Raw genomic sequence first — 26,218 nt, forward strand, 5'->3', positions numbered from 1 at the left:
CCGCGAATTTTGAGTCAGAAACAGCAGTATACTAACTTTATAAAAACACAGGCAAAACGTTTGGGTTTTTTGGGCTGTGGTATTGCCAAAGCTGATTTTTTAGAAGAGGAAGCTCCTCGTTTAGAAAAATGGTTACAAAATGGGTATCACGGTGAAATGCATTATATGGAAAACCACTTTGATAAACGTTTAGATCCACGACTACTAGTAGAAGGTGCAAAATCGGTAATTTCTTTGTCGTACAACTATTTTCCTTCGGAAGTTCAGCAAGAAGGAAGTTATAAGATCTCTAAATATGCTTACGGTCAAGATTATCATCATATTATTAAAGATAAATTACATGAATTATTACAATTGATTAATGATGAAATAGGAGAAGTTTCTGGGCGGTGTTTTGTTGATTCTGCTCCTGTGTTAGAACGAGCTTGGGCAACCAAATCGGGATTGGGATGGAATGGAAAACATTCGTTGTTAATTCAAAAACAACAAGGGTCGTTTTTCTTTTTGGCGGAATTAATTATCGATTTAGAACTCGAATACGACGAACCTTTTAAAACCGACCATTGTGGTAGTTGCACCCGTTGTATTGATGCATGTCCAACACAGGCCATTTTACCTAACAATACAGTTGATGGAAGTAAGTGTATCTCGTATTTAACAATTGAGTTGAAGGATGCAATTCCATCAGAATTTAAAGGGGAAATGCAAGATTGGATGTTTGGTTGTGATGTATGCCAAGATGTATGCCCGTGGAATCGTTTTTCACAACCGCATGAAGAGAATTTGTTTAGGCCTCAAGAAAGCCTGTTACAAATGAATAAACGTGATTGGCAAGAGCTTACACAAGAAACCTTTAGCAAAGTGTTTAAAAAATCGGCAGTCAAACGTACTAAGTTTTCAGGTCTAGTAAGAAACATTGACTTTATAAAATAAATAAAACCGCTTTTAAAAGCGGTTTTATTTATGTTTTTTGAAAATTATTTAGGATTGGTTTCTCCAAAGAAAAACCAATTAAGCCCTTTTTTAATCATTCCGCTTTCTTTGGTAGGAGCTTGTTTGTCTGCTTCTTTTATGTTGGCTGTATCTCCTCCTTCAAATAAATTTACAACAAAATCTTCATAAGAAGAGTTAACCTCTTCTTGTAAATATGAATTAAAGTATAATTCGCTTGCTTTTTCGCCTTTAACTTTTTCAATTTCTAATAACGTTTTGTATAAAGGCTCTATTTTTTTTATCACACTTTCAGGTAAAGACTTTCTCCTTCCTGTGTATCCAGTAATTTTTCCGCTATCATCTTTTTCTACATCGAAATCAGTAATAACCCAGTAGTACCTACCAGTTCTTGTTAAGTTTTTAACAATAGCGTGGAAGTTGTTTCCTTGTTTTAAGTTGTCCCATAAAACTTTGAAAACCACTTTAGGCATGTCGGGGTGTCTAATAACGTTGTGAGGTTCCCCAATAAGTTCTATTTTATTGTATTCCGAAGCTTCTTCGAAAGTATCATTCATGTATAAAATAGTTCCTACAGGATCTGTTTTGCTAATAATTGTTTTTGATTTGTCCCATTTTACTTCCTCATCTATAACTTTGGAAGGTCTAAGAGCATTGTTTGTGTGCATTTTTTTTGTTTTAATAGTTATTCGGGGTGGTTTACTTAAAAATAATCAACAAATATAAGGTTTTTGATGGAGGAGTATGTTTTGAATGAATTTTTAGTTGAGGTAAAAGAAGATAATTTTTATTTGGTCTAAAAAATTGATTGTTAGATAATTGTATTGTATTAGTTTTTATTTTGTAATGATAGAATCGTGTTATTTTAATAAAGAATGAGTATTGGGATAATTTTAAAAGAAAAAGGATTGAGATGACTATCTCAATCCTTTTTGGAAAAATGTTTTTTAAGAGGATTATTTAGGGGAATAATAAGTTTTACGTCGGGTTTGTCTCCCCGAAGAAAAACCAGTTCAGTCCTTTCTTTAAAGGGTTGGTTTCGTTTTTAATTTTTTCAGTTTCCTCTTTAGAGAGTTCTTCATTAAATAAATCAACAACAAATTCATTGTAAGTTTTACCAACCTCTTCTTTTAGGTAGGCATCAAAATACATTTCACTAGCCTTTTCGCCTTTTAGTTTTTCAATATCTAACAGTGTTTTATATATAGGCTCAATCTTTTTTACAACTCCGTTAGGAACGGCCTTTCTTCGAGCTGTATATCCTACAATTTTACCTTCATCATCTTTGTCAATAGTGAAATCGGTTATAACCCAGTAATACCTACCGGTTCTTGTTAGGTTTTTAACGATAGCATGGAAGTTTTCGCCTTTCTTAAGAGCGTCCCACAATACTTTAAAAGCCACTTTAGGCATGTCTGGGTGGCGAATAATATTATGAGGTTCACCAACTAATTCAATAGTGCTGTATTCACAAGTGTTAGAAAAAACATCGTTAGCATATAAAATAGTTCCGTAAACATCAGTTTTACTTACAATGGTTTTTGTTTTATCCCACTGTACTTCTTCGTCAATAATGTGTCTATGTGTAGTTTCCATTTTTTATTTGGTTTAAGGTTAGGGCAAAATTCAGGAAATTTTTAAAGACGAAATATGACTTTTATCAGGTTACAAATTCTTTTTACTTCATAACAAAATGTATATTTGTGAGTTCAAACAAACAAGAACGAACCTATGAGAGATTCTAGAAAAAGGCATGAAGCACTACTTTATCATGCCAAGCCGAAGCCCGGGAAAATAGCAGTAGTACCTACTAAAAAATATGCAACTCAACACGATTTATCGTTAGCATATTCTCCAGGAGTAGCAGAGCCTTGTTTAGAAATAGCTAAAGACAAAAACAACGTTTATAAATATACATCAAAAGGTAACTTAGTAGCTGTTATTTCAAATGGAACAGCGGTTTTAGGATTAGGAGATATTGGTCCTGAAGCATCCAAACCTGTCATGGAAGGAAAGGGGCTGCTTTTTAAAATTTTTGCTGATATTGATGTTTTTGATATTGAAGTAGATACTACAGATGTAGATAAATTTATTGAAACTGTTAAGGCTATTGCTCCTACTTTTGGAGGAATTAACTTAGAAGATATTAAAGCTCCTGAAGCTTTTGAAATAGAAAGACGATTAAAAGAGGAGTTAGACATTCCTGTAATGCACGATGATCAGCATGGTACAGCAATTATTTCAGCCGCAGCCTTAAAAAATGCATTAGAAATTAATGAAAAGGACATTAAGGATGTAAAAATTGTTGTGAACGGAGCAGGAGCCGCAGCAATTTCATGTACGCGTTTATACTTGGCCTTAGGGGCAAGTCGTGAAAATGTAATTATGTGTGATAGTAAGGGTGTTATTAGAAAAGATAGAGGCAACCTAACATCACAAAAAGCGGAATTTGCTACAGATCAAGATGTAAACACATTAGAAGAGGCAATGTTAAATGCTGATGTGTTTATTGGTTTGTCAAAAGGAAACGTGGTGTCTCCTGAAATGTTATTGTCAATGGCTAAAAACCCTATCGTTTTTGCAATGGCAAATCCAGAGCCAGAAATTGAGTACGATTTAGCGATTGCTACTAGAGACGATATTATTATGGCAACTGGAAGATCAGACCATCCTAATCAGGTAAATAATGTACTAGGTTTTCCTTTTATTTTTCGTGGAGCATTAGACGTACGCGCCAAAAAAATAAATGAAGAAATGAAAATGGCTGCTGTACTTGCATTGGCAGATTTAGCAAAACAGTCGGTGCCAGAACAGGTAAATATCGTATACGACGAAGTAAGTCTTTCTTTTGGAAAAGAATATATTATTCCGAAACCATTTGACCCAAGATTAATCTATGAAATTCCACCAGCAATTGCAAAAGCTGCGATGGATTCTGGGGTTGCTCAGGAACCTATTGATGATTGGGATAAGTATCGAGAGGAGTTAATGGATCGTTCGGGAACAGGAAGTAAAGAAGTACGCTTACTACACAACAGAGCTAAAAAGAATCCTAAGAGGTTGGTGTTTGCAGAAGCAGATCATCTAGATGTGTTAAAAGCGGCACAGAGAGTGTATGAAGAAAAAATTGGAAAACCAATTTTATTAGGAAGAAGAGAAATTATTTTAGAACTGAAAACGGAGTTAGGATTCGATGCTGATGTGCCGATTATTGATCCTAAAACAGACGAGGAAGAAGAAAGAAGAAACCGATATGCTGAAATATTTTGGAAATCAAGACAGCGTAAAGGGGTTACCTTTTTAGAAGCTCAAAAATGGATGCGTGAACGTAACTATTTTGCAGCAATGATGGTTAATTCAGGTGAGGCAGATGCGTTAATTACAGGATATTCAAGACCTTACCCTTCTGTAGTGAAACCAATGTTGGAATTGATTGAAAAAGATCAAGGAGTAACAAGGGTTGCAGCAACAAATATGATGCTAACGAAGCAAGGGCCGATGTTTTTAGCTGATACCACAATTAATATCAATCCAACAGCAAAAGATTTAGCTAAAATTACACAGTTAACATCTGTATTAGCTAAGATGTTTGGAATGAAACCAAATGTAGCAATGCTAGGGTTTTCAAATTTTGGATCATCAAAATCTGAAAGTTCAACTAAGATTAGAGAAGCTGTTTCTTACATTCACCGTCATTATCCAAATGTTGTAGTAGATGGTGAGTTGCAAGCAGATTTTGCCTTGAATCCAGAGTTGTTAGCAAAAGAGTTTCCCTTCTCTAAATTAAATGGAAAAAGAGCAAACGTATTAATTTTTCCAAATTTAGAGTCGGCTAACATTACTTATAAATTAATGAAAGCTGTTGATGAAGTAGAAACAATAGGGCCAATTTTACTAGGAATGAGTAAGCCAGTACACATCTTACAATTGGGGGCAAGTGTTGACGAAATGGTAAATATGGCTGCAGTAGCAGTGGTGGACGCTCAAAACAAAGAAATGAAAGCCAAAAACAAGGTTTCTCAATAGCTTAGAGAGAAATTTTTTTAAAAGATATTTTTGTCTATTTTAGACGAATAGAAAAAATAGCTGGATGATAACACAAATAAGGGGAAAACTTGTGGAAAAAAATCCTACATACGCTGTTGTAGATTGCAGTGGTGTAGGATACTTAATGCATATTTCTTTAAACACATATTCATCATTACCAAACGATGAATATGTGTTGTTATATACACACTTATCTATTAGAGAAGATGCTCATACATTGTACGGGTTTTCAACCAAAATAGAGCGAGAGGTTTTTCGATTGTTAACCTCGGTTTCAGGTGTAGGACCAAGTACTGCACGAACAATGCTGTCTTCAATGACTTCACAAGAAGTCTCGCATGCCATAGCTTCGGAAAATGTAAAACTGATACAAACAGTAAAAGGCATTGGAGCGAAGACTGCACAACGGGTTATTGTTGACTTAAAAGATAAGGTGTTGAAAACTTTTGATGTAGATGAAGTTTCTGTGGTACAGAACAATACAAATAAAGAAGAAGCGTTATCTGCTTTAGAGGTTCTTGGGTTTGCACGAAAGCAAGCAGACAAGGTAATAGGGAATATATTAAAAGAAACACCTGATGCAAGTGTTGAAAAACTTATAAAGCAGGCGTTAAAAAACTTATAAAAAAGGTTGGAAAAAGCAGTTATGAATAGATTACTTACGGCACTTACTGTTTTGGTAAGTGTTGTTTCGTTTTCACAAAACACTCAAAAGAATAACACTAACGCTGTTAAAAAAGACACTGTAACTCCCCTCAAATACAATTTTAAATACAATCAAAACGGAACACTTTACTTAAACAATCCTTCTCAAAAAGTGGTAACTTACGATAAGGCGTTGAATAAGTTTATGATTGTTGAAAAAATAGGAGACTATTATGTAGGAACTCCTATTTTTATGACTCCTAAAGAGTATAATGAGTACCGTTTAAAAAACGATTTAAAAGATTACTTTAAAGAAAAAGTAGATGCTACTAACCCTAAAAAGAAAGGGAGTGAAGCAGCTCGTAAAAACTTATTACCTAAATATTATGTAAACTCTAAGTTTTTTGAGTCTGTTTTTGGAGGAAATACCGTTGAGGTAAATCCAACAGGGCAAATTAATATTAAACTAGGAGGAGTATATCAAAACAACGAAAACCCTCAGATTTCTGTTGAAAATCAAAGCAGCTTTACATTTGATTTTGACCAACAAATTAGTGCGAGTTTACAAGCGAAGGTAGGTAAACGATTAACGGTAACTGCAAATTATGATACCCAATCTACTTTTGATTTTCAGAATGTTATCAAATTAGAGTATACTCCGACTGAAGACGACATCATTAGAAATATTGAGGCAGGTAATATTAGCATGCCAATTAAAAATTCACTGATTAATGGAGCACAATCGTTATTTGGGGTAAAAACAGAATTACAGTTTGGTAAAACATACGTAACTGCTGCTTTTTCGCAACAAAACTCGCAATCTAAAACAGTGGTAGCAGAAGGAGGAGCAACCATAGAACCTTTTGAATTAAGAGCTTCTGATTACGATAATGATCGACACTTCTTCTTATCACAATACTTTAGAGAAAATTACAAAGAAGCTTTAGAGAATTATCCTTTAATTAATAGCCCTATAAATATTACTAGAGTAGAGGTTTGGGTAACTAACAGAAACCAAAATGTAAGTGATTACCGTAGCATTGTAGCTTTTGCCGATTTAGGAGAATCTGATGATGCAAACGAGGTAAACCCAGCAGAGATTACAACAACACCAGGAGCCATATCAGTAAACTCAGAAATTATACCATATAATGGAGTGAATAATTTAAGCTCATTATTAGCTGCAAATTCAGGAGGCATCAGAGATGTAGCAACCATTGATGCTGCTATTAATGGAATAGGAGTGCCAGCACGACAAGGGTTTAACTATACCTACTTGCAAAATGCTCGTAGGTTACAACCAAATGAATTTAGGCTGCACCCGCAGTTAGGTTTCATCTCATTAAATAGAAGGTTGAATGATGGAGAGGTTTTAGCGGTGGCTTTTGAATATACGGTGGTAGGAGCCTCTAATAGTGAAACAGTATTTAAAGTAGGAGAGTTTTCAAACGATGGAATTGTAGCACCAGCAAATATTGCCGTTAAGTTATTACGTAGTGAAATTTTAAATACGACAAGACCAGGAGATGATACGGAAGCTTTTCCAACTTGGAGATTGATGATGAAAAACGTATATGCTTTAGGAGCTTTCCCATTACAACGTGATGGATTTCGTTTTGAATTATTGTACCGTGATGATGAAACAGGAACTTTGCAAAATACTCTACAAAAAGCACAAACACCCGGGATAACAGATAAGCCATTATTACGTATTTTAAACTTAGATAAATTAGATCAAAGTGAATATGCTGTTCCTAACGGAGATGGTTTCTTTGATTATGTTGAAGGAATTACAGTAAATTCTGAAAGAGGGTATATTTTGTTTCCTGAACCAGAACCATTTGGAAATGATTTAAAAGATGAACTTACCAATCCAACAGACCAAGATAAGTATGTGTTTGAAGAATTATACTTAACCACAAAAGTCCAAGCAAAAAACGAGTACCAGAACTTAGATAAATTCTTCTTAAAAGGATATTTTAAATCAGAAACGAGTAGAGGAATTTCTCTTGGAGCCTTCAATGTGCCAAGAGGATCAGTACGAGTTACAGCAGGAGGAAGGCAACTGGTTGAAGGGATTGATTATGTGGTTGACTATCAGTTGGGGCGTGTGCAAATTTTAGACCCAGGTTTAGAAGCATCCGGAATCCCGATTAATGCTTCTGTAGAAAATAATACATTTTTTAATCAGCAACGAAAAACATTTATAGGAATAGATGTTGAACACCGTTTTTCTGAAGATTTTATTTTAGGAGGAACTTTTTTAAATGTTAGTGAAAAACCAATTACACCTAAGGTAAATTTAGGAGGAGAACCTATAGATAATATTATGTTAGGGTTGAACTTAGATTATTCTTCAGAAGTGCCCTATTTAACGAAGTTAGCCAACAAGTTACCTTTTGTTGAAACTGAAGCACCGTCGAATGTTTCAGTTAGAGCAGATATGGCCTATTTATTACCAGGATCTCCTAGTGGAATTAATGTAGACGGTACTGCAACTTCGTATTTAGATGATTTTGAAGCTTCACAAATACCGATTAACTTGAGCTCCCCACAGCAATGGTTTTTAGCCAGTACACCAGAATCTCAAGGTTTTGATGGGGGAACTTTTGGTTTAGAGTATAATTACAAAAGAGGAAAATTAGCTTGGTACAACATTGATCAACTATTTTATGGTAGTGGAAACCGACCAGATAATATTGATGAAAATGAACTGTCTAGAGATGAGGTACGTCAAATTCGCTACAACGAATTATTCCCGAATACAGATCTAGATATTACACAACAAAATTTAGTTAGAACGTTAGATTTAGCGTATTACCCAGCAGAAAGAGGACCGTATAACTATAATGAGAATGCAAATACCGTAACCGCTGAGGAGCGTTGGGGAGGTATTATGCGATCGTTAACAACAAACAATTTTGAACAAGCAAATGTTGAGTATATCCAGTTTTGGTTAATGGATCCATATGAAAATTACTCAATCACAACAGAAGAAGGTTTACCAGCAGGAATTAATCCAAGTGATCCAACAAATCGAGTGGGGAAATTATTCATTAACTTAGGTAATATTTCCGAAGATATTTTAAAAGACGGAAGAAAGCAGTACGAAAACGGACTACCTGCCGATGGACAAAAGGCAGACGGAGGTAACATTCAAACATCTATTTGGGGAGATACACCTATAAATCCTTCTATTTTATATGCTTTCGACTCTAGTAACGATGCAAGAACAAATCAAGATATTGGTTTAGACGGATTGAACGATGAAGAGGAAAGAGCAAAATACCCAGCCTTTGCTGGTTTAGAAGACCCTGCTGGAGATAACTTTCAGTTTTTTAGAGGGGGAGCTATTGAAAGTACTAACCCATCAGTTTTATCTAGGTATAAAAATTTTAACGGAACAGAAGGAAACTCACCCACAGCGAGTCAATCAGGAGAATCTTATCCGACATCATCTACCACTTACCCAGATACAGAAGATATTAATAAGGATCAAACAATGAATCCTGTAAATAGTTATTTTGAGTATGAGGTTTCATTAAATGAAAATGATTTAGTGTTGGGGCAAAACCACATTGTTGACGTAAAAAGCCAAAAAGTTGTTTTATTAAACGGAGAAGAAAGGAATAGTACATGGTATCAATTTAGAATCCCGATTAAGAATGTAGAAGAGTTTCAAAAAATTAATATAACCGATTTTAATAGTATCCGTTTCATTAGAATGTTTCTTACCCAGTTTAAAATGCCTGTTGTATTGCGTTTTGGAGAGTTAGAATTGGTGCGAGGCGATTGGCGTCGTTATACCAAAACATTACCAGAAACAGGAGCACCAGAAAATTTGGATTCCGATGATTTAAATAATTTTGAAGTAGGAGTAGTAAGTATTGAACAAAACCCTGATCGCTATGACTTACCACCAGGAATTCAAAGAGAACGTTTACAGGGAACTAACAGAATTCAGCGTCAGAATGAACAGTCTGTTACCTTAAAAGTAACCGATTTAGAAGCTGATAAAGCTAGGACTATTTATAAAAATATTAGTATTGATATGCGTAGGTATAAAAAATTGCGTATGTTTTTACACGCAGAAGATCCTAATAAAGTAGCGAAAGAAGAAGACCCAACAAATGCAGTGGTAATTATTCGTTTAGGTACTGACTTAAATGATAATTATTACGAAATAGAGAAGCCATTAAAGTGGTCAACTTCCAGTGATACACCAACTCATATTTGGCCAACAGAGAACAACTTAGAAGTACCATTACAAGAATTAGCTAATTTAAAAATTGAAAGACCCGCAGGAGTTAATATTTCTGAAATTTTTTCTGGGGAGGTAGATGATCCACACATTGAAGGAGGGAAACTAAAAATCTCTGTAAAAGGAAACCCAACCTTAGCACAAATACGAACGGTAATGTTAGGGGTGAAGAATAAAGAAGTAGTTGACACTAAAACGATAGAGGTTTGGTTTAACGAACTACGTGCTGTAGGTTTTGATAATAAAGGAGGATGGGCAGCAGTGGTAAATGCAGATGCTAATATGGCCGATGTGATGGATGTGTCTTTAGCAGGAAGAATGTCAACCATAGGTTTTGGTAATGTAGAAGACCGTGTACAACAAAGAAGCATTGAAGAAATAAAACAATATAGTGTAGCTACAAATATCCAATTAGGTAAAATGATGCCCAAAAAATGGAATATGCAAGTGCCAATGAACTATAGCTATGGAGAGGAATTTAGAGACCCAAAATACGATCCACAATTTCAAGATGTAACATTAGAAGATGCGATTGACAAAAACCCAAATAGTAAAAATGCTCAAGATTATACAAGAAGAAAAAGCATTAGTTTTATCAATGTAAAAAAGAATAGAAATCCTGAAAGTAAGAAGAAACCTAAATTTTATGATGTAGAGAATTTCTCTGCCTCGTATGCACATAGTGATGAGTTTCATAAAGATTACAATATTGAAAGTTATGTAAACAAAAATGTAATGGCAGGGGCCAGTTATAATTTTACTTTTGTCCCTTTTAATATCGAGCCATTTAAAAAATCAGAAGGCTTTAAAAGCAGGTACCTACAATTTATAAGAGACTTAAATTTTAATCCAGTACCTAAAACAGTAGCGTTAAACTCAAGAATAAACAGAAACTACAATAGCCAACAATCTAGGAACTTAATCATAGATCCTATTAATCCTTTACCTGCACAGCCAGAGTTAATTCAGCGAAGATTTTTATTTAATTGGGATTATACAATCGGTTTTGATTTAACCAAATCGCTACAATTAAACTTCAATGCAACGAATAACTATATATATGATAGTTTTGGAGAAGATGAAGAATTAGAGGTTTACGATCAGTTTTTTAGTATCGGAAGACCTGACAATTACCATCAAAAGTTAAATACAACCTATAAATTACCTTTAGACAAGTTCCCGTTCTTGAATTTTATCAATGCGGATTATGGATATACAGCAGATTTTGATTGGAAGGCAGGATCGCAAAGTTATATTGAACAAGTTGGAAACATGATTCAAAATGCCAATACTCATAACTTAAATACGAATATAGATTTTGGTCGTTTTTATAAAATTGTTGGAGTAGATAAATTATTACTGAAAGGAACGAAGAAACAGCCTACGCAAAAAGGAGCAGCTATCTTAGGAGGAGATCAAGTAGCACAAAAACCAAAACTTAAAAAGAAAGCTACTTTTGGACAGAAGTTAGGAAAAGGAGTATATGATGTATTAACCTCGGTAAAAAGAGCAAAGATTAGTTACTCTCAAAATAACGGAACTTTATTGCAAGGATACAAACCTTCAGTTGGATTCTTAGGAAGAAATAATTTTGATGGCGGTTTAGCTCCAACATTAGGGTTTGTGTTTGGGAGTCAAACAGATATTTTAAATACAGCTATCGAGAATGGATGGTTAATTACTAGAAATGCTGGAGACGAATATTATAGTAAGAATTACACTAAAACAAGGTATAAAAAATTAGATTATAATGTATCTGTAAAACCACTTAGAGATTTAACTATTGACTTACGAGGAAGCAGAATTCAAACAAGCAATTTAACACAACAGTTAGACGTAGTTTCAGATGGTAGTGGAGGTTTTGAACAAGACCCAAATATCAAACCTTTTGAAACAGGTAATTATAGCATAAGCCATTTTATGTTAGGAACTATTTTTACAGATAATGAAACGCTGTATCAAAACTTTTTAGACTATAGAAGTACTATTTCAGGAAGAATTGCTGATGAACGAGGAATAGCGGTAAACGATTTTGATAGAAATAATAACAATCCTGGGTTTAAAGAAAATGGACAACAAGCAATGCTCCCAGCCTTTATTGCAGCATATTCTGGAAATAGTCCGAATTCTGTAAGTACAGGAATCTTTAAAAATATACCAATTCCAAACTGGACATTACGCTATAATGGGTTTATGAAGTATAAGTGGTTTAAGAAAAACTTCACGTCTTTTACCTTATCACATGGATACAAATCTTCGTATACTATAGGTAATTATACCAATAATTTACAGTACGATTCAAACGCACCAACAAATACAAATACTTCTGGTAATTATCAATCAGAACTCTTAATTTCGTCGGCAACTTTAATTGATGAGTTTTCACCATTAGTAAAAGTAGATTTTAGAATGAAAAATTCAGTTTCATTCAAAGGAGAGATAAGAAGAGACAGATCGTTAACATTAAATTTTAACAACAATACTTTAACAGATATTAAAGGAACAGAATATGTTTTAGGATTTGGATATAAGATTAGAGATGTTAAATTTGTCACCAGATTTACAGGAAAGAAAGAAACCTTAAAAGGAGATATAAATTTAAGAGCTGATATTTCGTTAAGAGACAACTTAACATTGATAAGAAGCGTAGATGAAGAGAATAGTCAGATTACAGGAGGCGAGAAATTATTTGGATTAAAATTTATTGCTGATTATAATTTAAGTAGCAATTTAACAGCATCTTTTTATTACAATCACCAAACGTTTGAATACGCAGTTTCTACCACTTTTCCAAGACAATCTATTAATGCAGGAATTAATTTAGTATACAACTTAGGAAATTAAAACAAACACAATAAAAAATCATTACAATGAACATTCCATCAGAATTAAAGTACACCAAAGACCACGAGTGGGTTAAAGTTGAAAGCGGTGTAGCAACTATTGGTATTACTGATTTTGCACAAGGAGAGCTAGGAGATATCGTATATGTCGATGTAGATACATTAGATGAGGAATTAGAAGCTGAAGAAGTTTTTGGTTCTGTAGAAGCAGTAAAAACTGTTTCAGATCTTTTCATGCCTTTATCAGGAGAAGTAGTAGCGTTTAACGAAGCGTTAGAAGACGAACCAGAATTAGTAAACTCAGATCCTTATGGAAATGGGTGGATGATAAAAGTAAAATTATCTGACGATTCACAAGTAGCAAACTTATTAAGTGCTGAAGCATATCAAGAACTTATTAAAGGGTAAACTAATAATAGCAATACTAATAACTTTAAGTATTGCTATTATTAGTTTAATAAAACTAGAAAAAGCTCCTATACAAGTTAATCATATAGATAAGTTAGAACATGCTTTTGCTTATTTTGTGTTAAGTTTGGTATGGTTGCTAGCTTTAAAAACAACAAAAATTAATAAATATATTATCGTTTTTTGTTGTTTCTTTTACGGCATAATTATTGAGGTTTTACAAGTTACAACCACGTCATATAGATCAGGAGAGATTTTAGATATAATGGCAAACACGACGGGTATTTTAATAGCTTTTATAGTTTACAACTCTTTTTTTAATAAAAATAAAGCTATTTAAAGATTATGCTTGTAAAAGTTGAAATAAATTAATTAAATTAGCGAACTATTAAAAACATTTAGGATGGAAATCAAGAAAAATCCAAAATCAAACTTAGAAAACTATAGTAAACTATTTATGCAAATAGGTTTGGTTTTAGCTTTATTTGTAACGTATGTTGCTATTGAAAATAAGACATATGATAAAGAGTATGGAGAGTTAGGTATGGCTAACATGGCTTCTGATATTGAAGAGGAAACTATCGAGCTTCAAATTGAACCACCAAAGCCAAAGCCAAATACACCTCCACCACCAGCTCCTGAAAAAATTGAAGTAGTAGAAGACGAAGAAGAGATTGAAGAAACAGTAATTGAATCTACTGAAACGGATGAAACTGAAGCTGTAGAAGTAGAAGATATTCAAGAAGTAGAAGAGGTAGAAGAAGTAGTAGAAGACGTACCTTTCGCAATTATTGAAGAAGTTCCTGTATTTCCTGGATGTAGTGGAACTAAGGCTCAAAAGAAAGAATGTTTAAATAAAAAGTTACAAAAACATATCCAACGTAACTTTAATGCTGAACTTGCGAATGAGTTAGGTTTAACTCCTGGGAAGAAAAGAATCTACGTTCAGTTTAAAATTGACAAAGATGGTTCTATTACAAATGTAACTGCAAGAGCTCCGCATCCAAGATTAAAAAAGGAAGCAGAAAGAGTTGCTAGAAAGATACCTAAAATGAAACCTGGTAGACAAAGAGGTAGACCAGTAAGAGTAGGTTATACTTTACCTATTACATTTAATGTAGAGTAGTAAAAACTTACTAAAAAGATAAAAAAAGGCAATCCATTTAGGATTGCTTTTTTTTATTGGCACGTTTCTTGTCTTTAACAAAGTATTAACATAAAAATAGAATACTATGAAAACACCAAAGAAACATGCTAAAAAGCAGCTAGAAAAATTCTCAACTATTTTTACTCAACTAGGCTTGGTCCTAACGTTGTTTGTCGTTTTCCTTGTTTTAGAACACGAAACAGCTAAAGATGTCGCAATAGTGGAACCTACCAATGCACAAGTTTATGAGAAAGTTTACACTTTTGATACCCCTGTTATTATAAAAAGAAAAGTAAAAGAAATTGAAAAGCCAAAGCCAGAGCGTGTAATTAAAGAAGTATTTAAACCAGAAGTAGTAGATAATAATACAGAAAATACCACTGTAATAGATTTACCTGTAGATGAAGCACCTATTGATTTAAATCAAATTCCAGAGTTAAAAGAAACTGAAACTATAAAAGATAGTGATGATCCAGTTTCAATAAACAATGTACAAAATACTCCAGTTTTTAAAGGTTGTGAAGGACTCTCAGAAGAAGAAAATATAAAGTGCTTTGAAAGAAAAATACAACAGCATATACAACGTAATTTTAATTCAGAATTAGCACAAGAAGTAGGATTAAATTCAGGAAAGTATAAAATAATAACGCAGTTTATTATTGATAAAAAAGGAGATGTAGTTGATGTTAAAATTAGAGCACCCCATACTAAATTAAAAAAGGAAACAAACAGAGTAGTAAATAAAATTCCAAAATTTATTCCAGGTAAACAGAATAATAAAGAAGTAAAAGTAAAATATACTTTGCCTATTACTTTTAGGGTAGAATAAAAAGTAAAAACTCAATCAACTGGTTGAGTTTTTTTTATTTTTGTTATATATGAATACAGATAAAACGTTTTTTGCACACGAAACAGCAGTTATTGATGACGGTTGTAAAATTGGAGAGGGAACCAAAATATGGCACTTTAGCCATATCATGCCTACTTGCATTATTGGAAGTAATTGTAATATCGGACAAAACGTAGTAGTGTCACCACAAGTTATTTTAGGGAATAATGTAAAGGTTCAAAACAACGTTTCTATATATACAGGAGTAACATGCGAAGACGATGTTTTTTTAGGCCCTTCTATGGTTTTTACGAATGTAATTAATCCGCGTAGTGCCATAAAAAGACAGGATCAGTATTTAGAAACGATTGTTAAAAAAGGCGCAAGTATAGGGGCAAATGCAACAATAGTATGCGGTAATAATATTGGAGAATACGCTTTTATAGGAGCGGGTGCGGTGGTAACTAAAGAAGTAAAACCTTATGCGTTAGTTGTAGGTAATCCATCAAAACAAATAGGGTGGATTAGTGAATACGGGCATCGTTTAAACTTTGATGAAAAAGGCTTGGCTACTTGCCCAGAAAGTGGAGAAAAATATGTCCTGAAAAACAACGAGTTAAGAAAACTTTAAGCAAATGTTTTGAAAAAGTAAAAAAAGATAAAAAAAATATTTGCGAATAGAAAAATCTTAATTATATTTGAACAGTGGTTTTTAAACCACTTTCTTTTTCTTTTTCATAGCAATTTTTCCCACTCAATTTTGAGTGGGTTTTCTTTTTATAAAAACTTCCCAAATAAAGTAAGTGTATAGAAGAGCGTACTCTAAAGTAATTAACCAAAGGTTTTCTTTCCAAGGAGAGTTAGCATAGGCTTGGTAACTTAATATTACAACAAAACTCCACAGAACAGCATATCGATATTGAGTACATACAGATAAAATTAAAAGCGTTGCAATATACCAAGGGTGCATTGTTGTTGTTAAAAAGTAATAGCAAGATAATGTAAGAAGCATGCTTACAATTAGCTGTTTTACCGATTTGTTTTTCTTGAAAAAAGTAAGCATTAATAAAAAGCAAATAGTAAGAACAGGTATTATCTTACCAATAATGGCAATCTCATTATAACCTCTAAAGAGGTAGCCAATTTCTCTAGCAACGTAGTAAAAGCTAGCATTAAACTCAAAATTTCTAAACCATAAACCAACAGAATTGGTGTAGTTTGAAATTAATTCAGAAGAATAAAAAGGGAGAAAGAGTAAAAAAACAGTGAAAATTGTGGTTAAATGAAAAAGCACTAATTTTTTGAAGCCTTTAAGAGTTGAAATATCCCCTTTTACAAACCATTGAAAAAATAGAGGTAAAAAAAGTAATGGAATAAGTTTTACCGAGATCGAACAAGCCAATAAGATGCCTGCTAAAAACCATTTATGTTGCTGTAAGGTATAAATACTCCAAACTAAAAAAAATAACATTACTGGTTCAAAATGTAAGTTTCCGGTAAGTTCAATTATCACAAAAGGATTTAAAATGTATAGAAAAATGTTTTTAACAGGTAATTGTAGCCTTTCTAAAAGCTTTTTTCCGAAGTATAAAATACCAATATCAGCTAGGATAATTAGTACTCGCATTACAATAATACTTCCAATAATACTGTTTTTGGTAAACAAAGCAGCGATAAAAAAGCACAGTTGATTAATTGGAGGGTAGTTGGTATAATGACTACCATTTAAAACTCCCATTCCTTTATATAACTCGTTAGCTTGGTTTATGGGATAGTTGTTTTGCTCAATAAATGTTTGAGGCAAGGTTAAATAAGGGTTTAACCCTTCTAAAATCATGCGTCCATCCCAAATAAAACGATAAAAATCTTGTGATAAATTTGGAGTAGCAAACAAGAAAACTAACCGAAATAAGACTGCAATTCTGGTTAAATAAGCAAACGATAATTGTTGATCACGTAAAAGAACAAAATAACAAGTAAATAGGCTTATCCATAGAAAAAGCAATTTATTAAACTCTGTGCGTTCAGTTGTATAAGCAAATAAAAAATACAGCACTACACTAACCAAAGTTAGTATAATTGAACTATGTTTTTTAAAAAAAGACATTTAGGCTTTTGAGAAAATCGACTTAAAAAACACATATCCAAAACCAACAAATAGCATTAAGTGAAAAGGGAAGAGTCCGAAGTCACCTCCTTGATTTCCTACGATAAAAGCACTGTACATACCAAAAGCAAAATACAGAGCTAAGACCCCTTCTATAATTACATGTAAAGAAGGTCTTTTACGAATGTATTTATTATTTTTCCAACTATCTTTTAATGACTTAATATTGAACTTAGGAGTTCTTACAAATTCACTTTTTTTACCCAAATGTCCTTCTAGAACAGCAATTGTATTGTGCAAAGAGAAGCCCATGGCAATAGAGAAAAAAGCGAAAAAGGCACCAATATACTTGATGAAGTTCCAAAAACCTCCTCCATAGGTCCTTTTATACATAAACCAGTAACAGATAAAGAAAATAAAGGTACTTACAATAAAAAAGCTCATTACTAAAAAGTAAATTTTTAAATGAGCGTATTCATTTTTAATATACAGCATAGGAATACTTAGTACAGCTACTAAAAAGATGCAAGTAAACATTGAACTATTTAGTAAATGCAGCGTTCCGTGAAGTTTTGTTTTAAAAGGAATAGTAGGGCTTGTAATTATTCTTTTTAACATTTTTTGAAAATTCTCAGCTCCCCCTTTATTCCATCGAAATTGTTGCGAGCGTGCAGCACTAATTACCACGGGTAATTCAGCAGGAGTAACAACGTCTTCTAGGTATTTGAATTTCCAGTTCTTTAACTGGGCGCGATAACTTAAATCTAAATCTTCTGTCAAGGTGTCTCCCTCCCAGTTTCCAGCATCGTAAATACATTCTTTACGCCAAATACCTGCAGTACCATTAAAATTAATAAAATGTCCTTGACTATTTCTTCCTACTTGTTCTAAGGTAAAATGAGCATCCAAAGCAAACGCTTGAATTTTTGTTAAGGTGGAATAATTTCTGTTAATGTGTCCCCAACGAGTTTGAACTACCCCTATTTCAGGATCTTTAAAATACGGAACGGTTTCAAGCAACCAGTTTTCTTGAGGTAAGAAATCGGCATCAAAAATAGCAATAAACTCACCTTTGGCTGTTTTTAATCCCTCTTTTAAAGCACCTGCTTTAAATCCTTCACGGTTTTCACGTCGAATATGTTGAATGTCTAATCCCGTTTTTTGAAGTTCTTCAATTTGAGTAGCCGTACTCTCAACTGATTCATCGGTAGAATCATCTAATACTTGAATTTCTAGCTTTTCGTGAGGGTATTTTAATTGAGCAATATTGTTTAATAAACGCTCCATTACATATAACTCATTATAAACGGGTAGCTGTATGGTTACATACGGAACATGGTTAAGATCAGTTAAATCTAAAATAGGTGAACTCTCCTTTTTTTTCTGAGCTTTTAAATAATTGATAAGTAAGTTTAATTGTGCTATTGCGTATAGTAATATTAGTACTAATGATATAGTGTATAGCGTAATTATTATGTATTCTAAAACCATTATTTAAAGCTATATTTAAAAATCCAACCTAAAATTTTTATGCCCGCTAAGATACTACCTTTTACGGTTCCTGAAACCTTAGAAACGCCAATTCTGTTTCTATATTTCATCGGAACTTCTGTATAGGATAGTTTTTGTTTTAGGGCTTTTAATTGCATTTCCACTGTCCACCCATAGGTTTTATCCTCCATGTTTAAAGCAAGTAGTTTATCATACTTAATGGCTCTAAATGGCCCCAAATCGGTAAACTTTGCTCCAAAAAACAAGTTCATTAAAGTTGTTGCCAACCAATTACCAAAAACTTGCTGAGGAGTCATAGATCCCTTTTCACGTAGTCGTTGTACACGAGCACCAATTACAAAATCAATCTGATTGTTTATTATTGGGGCAATAAGCTCCGTGAGTTGTTCAGGGTAATCAGAATAATCACCATCTAAAAAAACAAGGATATCTACGTTTTCATTTTTTTGAGAAAGGTATTCCATCCCTTTTAAACAAGCATATCCGTAGCCTCTTCTATCTTCAGTTAGTACAGTAGCTCCTGCTTTTTGGGCATTAATTTCGGTATCGTCTGTTGAATTGTTACTAATAACAATTACCTCATTTACTATAGGGGGAATGTCATTAATTACCTGCACAATAGAGTCTTGTTCATTATATGCAGGAATGATAACTTTTATAAGTGGATCCATTAATTATTTTAGGTCGTTGAGGTTGTTTTCTTTTGCAAAAGAAGACAAATTATTCCATTCCTTTAACTTTACTCCATCTTTAAATTTTATAGCTTTTGTTAATTTATGTTTTTTGTATAACAAACAGTAGCCGTTTTTTTTATTGTTTTTGATTTGGCATTTTTGATAAATGTTTCCTTTGTTAGTATAAAAAATCCACCATTTGTTTTGTAAGCCGTTAATAAAATGTCCTTCCTTTTCTTTTAAAGAGTTTTCATAAAAGTAATACCAGTATCTCACAGGAAGGTTGTTTTTAAAACTACCTTCTTTTTTTACAGTTCCATTTTTATAATAAAAAATCCAATAATCTGTTTTCTGATTGTTATCAAGCCAACCTTCTTCTTTTAGTGTTCCATTTGCATAAAATGATTTATGATACACTTTTTGTCCGACTAAAGAAAAAGAAATAAAAAAAAATACAATGAAAATATTATTTTTCATTTACTAGGTTCATTAAATCTACATCGTTGCCTAATAAAACTTCTGTTGGATTGATGCGTCCTTTTTCTGGACCATTTTCCAATTTTAATACTCCACGAGGACATACTGCTGAACAAATTCCGCAACCAACACAACTTGCACGAACAATATTTTCTCCCTTTTGGGCATACGAACGAACGTCAATGCCTTGCTCACAATAGGTAGAACAATTTCCACAAGAAATACATTGCCCACCATTGGTTGTAATTCTAAAGCGCGATTTAAAACGTTGTACAATACCTAAATAAGCGGCTAAGGGACAACCAAAACGACACCAAACGCGGTTTCCAAAAATTGGATAAAATCCAGTACCAATAACTCCCGCAAACCAAGCTCCTATTAAAAAGCTGTAGGTATCTTTAATCCATTGAGAGTTGATTCCAAGAAAAGATTGTGTTCCAGTAAAGTAACAGTATAGTGTTACGATGGTCATTACCAACGAAAATACCAATACACTATGTATTAACCAGCGTTCTAGTTTCCAAGCATTCATACTTTTGTTTGAGTGTTGACGGTATGGATCTCCTAAGGTTTCAGCTAAACCACCACAACCACAAACCCAAGAGCAATACCATCTTTTTCCGAAGAAATACACCATTACTGGTACAATAACCAATGTAAGTATAATACCCCAAACTAAAATAAATAAACCAATGGCTCCACTACTTCTTAAGCTATCTAAATTCCATTCAAAAAAGAAGTCATAATCTAGTGGAAAAGCATTCTTAAAATCATATCCAGGCATATTTAAACTGGTCATGATTTCTGGAATAAGGAAGGCAAATACAATTTGAAAGAATAAAACAGAAGTTGTTCTAATAACTTGATATTTGTTGTGCCTGTATTTTATATACATTCTTACTCCCATTGTAAGCATAATTACACAGTATAAAAAACCGTAAACGAACCATTGACTGGCTTCTCCACCGTTTAAAAATTTACTGATAGGGTCTACTATAAAAGTCCAGTTCACCACATAATCAGGAAAAAAATAAAGCAATAAGTAAAACACAACGAGGTACAGTAAAACGAACCAAGCTATCCATCCTCGGTTTGTACTAGCTTCTAAAAAAATACCGTTGTTTTTAATTCCTTTAGGACCTAGTAAAACAAAGTTAGGAAGTATAAATAACAGCGCCCCAAGAATACCTAAACCAAAAGTAAGTAACCATAGAAAACCCGAATTGTTTTTTACAAAACCATTTCCTGATTTTTTAGCTAACTCGTAACTCAAGGTATGAGGTTTACCGTAAATTAAAAATTGGTACTGCTCTCCTTTTTTATCCCAGTTTTTTTCAGCGTCGTATTTAGCAATTAAAGCGTTGTAATGATTGTTAGATGCTTCGTAGGCATTTCTAACTCGACTAGAAAACTCAAAAATATTCAAGTTTTCATCGGTAACAATAGCCTTATTGAGTTCTTCTTTTATCAGTTCATTTTTATATCCTTTCTCAGCTATAAATGAATCTAACGCTGATTGATTTAAATTAAAAGAGTCCGTAAAAATTACTCCTGAAAAAATGGTCAACCCTATTAAGAATAGAAGTAAACCTGTTTGTTTTATTACTTTCATTTTACATTCTACTGAAAATTCGTTTCCAGCTTTTCTTTTTTAATTGAATATTTGTATTGTTTTCTTTGTTGAATTTTGCTACAATTTCCGGTTCATGAAGTTTATAGAATTCAGGATCGAAGTTAGCGTCTGCTAAATGTTCTAAAGTATAAGTTACAGGTTGTTTTTCATTCAAAATCGTATCAAAAAATTCATGACGCATGCGGATTCCTAATACATTTATACCTAAGAATTCCTGTGTGTTTTTATCGTAGTTTATTCGAATACATTTTTTACCGCTTTCGTGCTCCCAGTAAAAATGTGCTTCATTTTCTTTAGGCAGGGGCCATACCCAACCATAAGTTTGGTATTCAATATCAATAAACTTTGCAGAGTTAAACCAATGTCCTGGTTTGTATTCAATTCGATTGCCACAAATAGTTTGTGCAACGGTTTCACCCATCATTCTACCAGTGTACCAAACAGCTTCAATAGGACGACGCAAACCAATCGCTTCATGCTGCTCAGCACAATCGCCTATAGCATATACATCTTTAATATTGGTTTCTAAAAAACGATTCACTTTAACGCCTCTACCCAGCACAATTTCTGAATCTTTTAAAAAGTCAACATTCGGAGAAACACCAGCGGTTAAACCAACAACATTGCAAGGTATTTCTTCACCTGTTTCTTCAATAATTACAGATGTAACCTGTCCGTTTTTGTCGGATTTGATTTCCTTTAGATTTACACCCAAACGTAAATCGATATGATTTTCTATAATTTCACGATTTATCATGGCTGATTCTTCCATGGGCAATACCTTGTCCCAGAAGCTATCTTCTCGAACTAAAAAGGTAACAGGAATATTTCTGCTATGAAGCATTTCTGCAAGTTCAATACCAATTAAACCACCACCAACAATAACGGCTCTTTTACATGCTTTGTTATTGGGAGCATATTTTTCAAGAGCTTCTAAATCTTGCTTATGGTACATTCCCATAACACCTTTTAAGTCTTGTCCTGGCCAACCAAATTTATTAGGCTTAGAACCAGTGGCTATAATTAATTTATCATAAGATAATTTCTCTCCAGTACTAAAAGCTATTTCTTTTTCCGATGCATGTACTTTTGAAATAAACCCTTTTTTAAGATCAATTCTGTTTTTTTTCCAAAACCAAGACTCGTAAGGTTGTGTGTGCTTAAATTTCATGTGTCCCATATACACATACATTAATGCAGTTCTTGAAAAGAACTCATCAGTCTCAGAAGAAATAATGGTAATTTTTTTATCTGATAATTTTCTAATATGCCTTGCAGCTGTAACTCCAGAAATTCCATTACCAATAATAACAATGTGTTCCATAATTATTGATTTGCGGTTTAGGTCGTTGTTAAAGTTAAGAACTTAATAAAGGAATTAAATTTAGAATGATTTTAAATAATAAAGCTTTGTAAGTGAAGTTTTTTTTAGGCGACCTATGTTTTGTATTAAAAATGAACCTTATGAAACAACCTTTAGTAAGCCTTTCAATTTTGCTTTTTTTTGTAGTACAACTTTCAAATGCTCAAGAGGATAAAGCAAAAAAATCAAACATTCAAACCTATACCCCATCCAAGCTTTTAAATAGTGGGCAGTGGGATATTAAATGGTTTAATAATTTATATACAGAAACAAAATTTGCAGATGCAAGTAGCAACACCAAATCGAAATTAAGAGAAAACTACTTTACTACTACTTTGGAAGCATTTACAGGAATTTCTGAAAATAACCGAATCAATATAGGAGCAATTGTAGAGTTTCGTTCCAACACAATTGGAGGGCGTCAAGCACTATCTGTATTTAGTTTAGAAGACAGCCCAAACTCTGAAAGAAAAGGAATATCTTCAATAGCACCGGCTATTAAATTTCAACCATTAAAAAATATTGGAAATTTTTCCGTTCAATCAGCAATACACATTCCTTTAGTGAGTAATGAAACAGAGAATGGCGTGTTTTTAGACCAAACAGCGTGGACTTTCCAAAACCGATTTTTTTATGATTATACTTTTTCTAGTGGAAAATGGCAATTATTTACTGAGTTGAATACTGAATATAATTTTGGTGATGATGATAGTTTTGCGAACAATACTTTTTTGTTAGCTCCGGGTTTTTTCTTCAGTTATTTTCCTAATCAAAAGTCCACCGTATTAGTGTTTTCTCAACACTCACAAAGGTTTGGAGATTTTACACAAGATTATACAGCTTTGGGTTTGGGAGGAAAATATCAATTAACTAGTGTTTTAAACTTGGAGGTATTGTACAGTAACTTTGTTAGAGGAACCAACAACGGGTTAGGGCAAAGTTTTAATGTAGGATTAAGAGCATTATTTTAAAAGTAGTAAATTAGAGGAGTAATGAAAACTCTAAAACTCCTTTTTATAGGCTGTGTCTTTTTGGGAAGCTCTTGTACGAGTCAGTCAAATAAGATAAATGGCGTTAGTTTTGTTGCTTCTTCAAAGGAGATAACAACTCAACATATTGATGATGTAAAAAAGGTATCAGCAAATTATGTTACGCTGATGCCTTTTGGTTTTGTTAAAAGTTTATCTTCTCCAAATGTAATTTATAACTCCCAAAAGCAATGGTTTGGAGAAACAAAAGAGGGAGTAAAACAATATGCCAAAGAGTTTCAGCAAAGCAAGATAAAAATCATGTTGAAACCACAAATTTGGGTTTGGAATGGGGTGTATACAGGAACTATAAAAATGAATTCTGAAGATAAGTGGAGAACACTAGAGCAATCGTATGAAGACTTCATTCTTGCTTTTGCCATAGTAGCAGAAGAAATTAACGCAGAAATTTTTTGTATAGGTACTGAGTTAGAGCAGTTTGTGAAAAACAGGCCAGAATATTGGATAAGGCTTATTGGAAAAATTAGAAAAGTATATTCGGGAAAATTGACCTACGCAGCAAATTGGGATGAATTCAAGCGAGTAGATTTTTGGGAAGATTTAGACTTTATCGGAATTGATGCTTATTTTCCGTTAAGTAATCAGAAATCGCCTACTCTTAAAGATTTTGAAAAAGGTTGGCAACCTCACAAAAATGAAGTTATTCAGGTTCAAAGTAAGTTTAATAAACCTGTTTTATTTACTGAATACGGATACAGAAGTGTAAATTTTACAGGAGAAAAACCTTGGGATTCAAGTAGAATTGATGGGAATGTCAATTTAGAAAATCAGCAAAGGGCATTACAAGCTTTGTACAACCAATTTTGGAAAGAAGATTGGTTTGCTGGCGGTTTTGTTTGGAAATGGTTTTATAATCATAAAGAAGTTGGAGGACAAAAGAACAATAGATTTACACCTCAAAACAAACCCGCAGAACAGACGATACAAAAAATGTATGAAAAGAGTAAATGAAAAATATAAACACACACTTGTCTTTTTTTAAAATCATTATTTTAGCTCTATTTTGCTTGTCTATAAATTCGTATTCACAAGAAAAGCACATAGAAAAAATTACTTTTTTAGGAGCTAAAAAAACGAAAACTCAGGTCTTAAAGAAAATACTAACATCAAAAGAAAATAAAGTACTTGATTCAATTGTATTAAAAGAAGATATAATTCGTTTGAAGCGCTTACCAGCAATTTCTAATGCGTATTTTAAAACATCATGTTCTAATAACAAGTGTAATATTGTTGTAACTATAGAAGAGAATTTTACCATAATTCCAGAAGTCAACTTTCACAAAACTATCAATCAAAAACTAGCCTACAGAATAGGAGTGGGTGAGTATAACTTTTTGGGGAGGAATATAACCTTAGGAGGGTTTTATCAATATAATGGTTTTGATTCTTATGGAATTAACTTTAGGGCGCCTACGTTATTTTCAGCAAAATGGGGAGTATCATTAAGTCATCAAAACTGGACAAGTGAAGAACCGCTATACTTTGATAGTGAATCGGCCAATTATACATATCAGAATATCTCTTATGAAGCTTTGGCTTTATATCAGCACGATTTTAAACATCAATTCCAATTTGGAATTAATTTTTTTAAGGAAAAATATAATTATTTGAACGGAAGCACTTCATCGGATGTTCCAACTGAGTTAAGCGTCGATAAAAAATTGTTGAAGCTAATTTATACTTTTGATAATCTAGATTATCATTACCAATATATCAACGGATTAAAAAATGAATTTCATGCACAATACGTAACGTCTGAAAATGAATATCAGAATGATTTTTTAATTTTTTGGAACGACTTTTTTTACTTTAAAAGGCTAGGAAAAAAAGGGAATTGGGCAAATAGGCTACGCTTTGGTTTGTCGTCTAATGACAATACCCCTTTTGCTCCATTCGCATTGGATAATAATGTAAATTTAAGAGGTGTTGGTATTTTGGTTGATCGTGGTACGGGAAGTATTGTTTTAAATACAGAGTACCGTTATACTTTGTATGAAAAGAAATGGTTTGTTTTGCAAGGAAATGTTTTTACAGATGTAGGAACTTGGCGAAAACCAGGAGGAGCGTTGAGTGATTTTATAGATAGTGATAATGTTAGAATGTACTCTGGTATTGGTTTACGCTTTATTAATAAAAAAATAGTTAATGCAGTTTTTAGAATTGATTACGGACATGGACTTACAAAGAATGCATCAAAAGGATTTGTATTTGGGATAGGTCAATATTTTTAATCGCAGGGAGATAACTAAGAGTTCAATCTGCAACTGTTTAT

The 26,218-nt window shown here is 33.1% G+C and carries 20 protein-coding genes; 12 read left to right on the forward strand and 8 right to left on the reverse strand.

Going from position 1 to position 26,218, the window contains the following annotated elements:
* Positions 1-9: 9 nt before the first annotated feature.
* A complete protein-coding gene (gene queG / locus ACN0WY_RS00980) occupies positions 10-933 on the forward strand; it encodes a tRNA epoxyqueuosine(34) reductase QueG (RefSeq protein WP_417799262.1) in 924 nt (307 codons plus the stop codon).
* Between the two features lie 44 nt (positions 934-977).
* On the opposite strand, the gene ACN0WY_RS00985 is transcribed toward queG, so the two are convergent.
* Positions 978-1,619, reverse strand: coding sequence for a PAS domain-containing protein (locus ACN0WY_RS00985; RefSeq protein ID WP_417799263.1), 642 nt, complete (start codon positions 1,617-1,619; stop codon positions 978-980).
* Positions 1,620-1,929: 310 nt separating this feature from the next.
* A complete protein-coding gene (locus ACN0WY_RS00990) occupies positions 1,930-2,547 on the reverse strand; it encodes a PAS domain-containing protein (RefSeq protein ID WP_417799264.1) in 618 nt (205 codons plus the stop codon).
* Between the two features lie 135 nt (positions 2,548-2,682).
* Here ACN0WY_RS00990 and ACN0WY_RS00995 point away from each other — a divergent pair, with 135 nt between their 5' ends.
* The 8 genes from ACN0WY_RS00995 (at position 2,683) to ACN0WY_RS01030 (ending at position 15,762) form a co-directional block, all read left to right on the forward strand.
* On the forward strand, positions 2,683-4,977 hold the full coding sequence (locus ACN0WY_RS00995; protein WP_417799265.1) for an NADP-dependent malic enzyme: 2,295 nt from the start codon (positions 2,683-2,685) through the stop codon (positions 4,975-4,977).
* A 64-nt stretch (positions 4,978-5,041) separates the two neighbouring features.
* Positions 5,042-5,623 (forward strand): Holliday junction branch migration protein RuvA, encoded by a 582-nt coding sequence (ruvA, locus tag ACN0WY_RS01000; protein ID WP_417799266.1) that lies wholly within the window; start codon positions 5,042-5,044, stop codon positions 5,621-5,623.
* Between the two features lie 21 nt (positions 5,624-5,644).
* Positions 5,645-12,748, forward strand: a complete 7,104-nt coding sequence (gene sprA, locus ACN0WY_RS01005; RefSeq protein WP_417799267.1) for a cell surface protein SprA — start codon at positions 5,645-5,647, stop codon at positions 12,746-12,748.
* A 26-nt stretch (positions 12,749-12,774) separates the two neighbouring features.
* On the forward strand, positions 12,775-13,155 hold the full coding sequence (gcvH, locus tag ACN0WY_RS01010; RefSeq protein ID WP_417799268.1) for a glycine cleavage system protein GcvH: 381 nt from the start codon (positions 12,775-12,777) through the stop codon (positions 13,153-13,155).
* Positions 13,121-13,495, forward strand: a complete 375-nt coding sequence (locus ACN0WY_RS01015) for a VanZ family protein (RefSeq protein ID WP_330488949.1) — start codon at positions 13,121-13,123, stop codon at positions 13,493-13,495. The genes gcvH and ACN0WY_RS01015 overlap by 35 nt, the downstream gene beginning before the upstream one ends.
* Before the next feature lie 63 nt (positions 13,496-13,558).
* Positions 13,559-14,281, forward strand: a complete 723-nt coding sequence (locus tag ACN0WY_RS01020; RefSeq protein ID WP_330488950.1) for an energy transducer TonB — start codon at positions 13,559-13,561, stop codon at positions 14,279-14,281.
* A 106-nt stretch (positions 14,282-14,387) separates the two neighbouring features.
* Complete coding sequence (locus ACN0WY_RS01025; RefSeq protein ID WP_330488951.1) at positions 14,388-15,131, forward strand: energy transducer TonB; 744 nt, start codon at positions 14,388-14,390, stop codon at positions 15,129-15,131.
* Between the two features lie 49 nt (positions 15,132-15,180).
* Positions 15,181-15,762 carry an acyltransferase gene (locus ACN0WY_RS01030; RefSeq protein WP_417799269.1) on the forward strand — a complete coding sequence of 194 codons (582 nt, stop codon included), beginning with the start codon at positions 15,181-15,183 and terminating at the stop codon, positions 15,760-15,762.
* Positions 15,763-15,885: 123 nt separating this feature from the next.
* Here the strand turns inward: ACN0WY_RS01030 and mptB are convergent, their stop codons facing one another.
* The 6 genes from mptB to ACN0WY_RS01060 are packed head-to-tail and all read right to left on the reverse strand — an operon-like array spanning position 15,886 to position 22,858.
* The gene (gene mptB, locus ACN0WY_RS01035) at positions 15,886-17,238 is read right to left on the reverse strand and encodes a polyprenol phosphomannose-dependent alpha 1,6 mannosyltransferase MptB (protein WP_417799270.1); all 1,353 of its coding nucleotides are present in this window, start codon (positions 17,236-17,238) and stop codon (positions 15,886-15,888) included.
* Complete coding sequence (locus ACN0WY_RS01040; RefSeq protein WP_417799271.1) at positions 17,239-18,729, reverse strand: cellulose synthase family protein; 1,491 nt, start codon at positions 18,727-18,729, stop codon at positions 17,239-17,241.
* Complete coding sequence (locus ACN0WY_RS01045) at positions 18,729-19,421, reverse strand: glycosyltransferase family 2 protein (protein WP_330488955.1); 693 nt, start codon at positions 19,419-19,421, stop codon at positions 18,729-18,731. Before ACN0WY_RS01045 ends, ACN0WY_RS01040 begins: the two co-directional genes overlap by 1 nt.
* A gap of 3 nt (positions 19,422-19,424) precedes the next feature.
* Positions 19,425-19,901 carry a toxin-antitoxin system YwqK family antitoxin gene (locus tag ACN0WY_RS01050; protein ID WP_417799272.1) on the reverse strand — a complete coding sequence of 159 codons (477 nt, stop codon included), beginning with the start codon at positions 19,899-19,901 and terminating at the stop codon, positions 19,425-19,427.
* A complete protein-coding gene (locus tag ACN0WY_RS01055; protein WP_417799273.1) occupies positions 19,891-21,513 on the reverse strand; it encodes a 4Fe-4S binding protein in 1,623 nt (540 codons plus the stop codon). The genes ACN0WY_RS01050 and ACN0WY_RS01055 overlap by 11 nt, the downstream gene beginning before the upstream one ends.
* A 1-nt stretch (position 21,514) precedes the next feature.
* Entirely contained in the window at positions 21,515-22,858 is a 1,344-nt protein-coding gene (locus tag ACN0WY_RS01060) for an FAD/NAD(P)-binding oxidoreductase (RefSeq protein WP_330488958.1), read from the reverse strand.
* 140 nt (positions 22,859-22,998) lie between these two features.
* Here ACN0WY_RS01060 and ACN0WY_RS01065 point away from each other — a divergent pair, with 140 nt between their 5' ends.
* From ACN0WY_RS01065 to ACN0WY_RS01075, 3 genes are read left to right on the forward strand one after another with little or no spacing between them, the layout of a single operon-like run.
* A complete protein-coding gene (locus ACN0WY_RS01065; protein ID WP_417799274.1) occupies positions 22,999-23,868 on the forward strand; it encodes a transporter in 870 nt (289 codons plus the stop codon).
* 21 nt (positions 23,869-23,889) lie between these two features.
* Positions 23,890-24,897 (forward strand): glycoside hydrolase family 113, encoded by a 1,008-nt coding sequence (locus ACN0WY_RS01070; RefSeq protein ID WP_417799275.1) that lies wholly within the window; start codon positions 23,890-23,892, stop codon positions 24,895-24,897.
* Positions 24,894-26,177: a POTRA domain-containing protein gene (locus tag ACN0WY_RS01075; protein WP_417799276.1), complete on the forward strand. Its 1,284-nt coding sequence runs from the start codon at positions 24,894-24,896 to the stop codon at positions 26,175-26,177. The genes ACN0WY_RS01070 and ACN0WY_RS01075 overlap by 4 nt, the downstream gene beginning before the upstream one ends.
* Positions 26,178-26,218 lie beyond the last annotated feature (41 nt).

This window comes from Tenacibaculum sp., assembly GCF_048269885.1.
GTDB lineage: Bacteria > Bacteroidota > Bacteroidia > Flavobacteriales > Flavobacteriaceae > Polaribacter.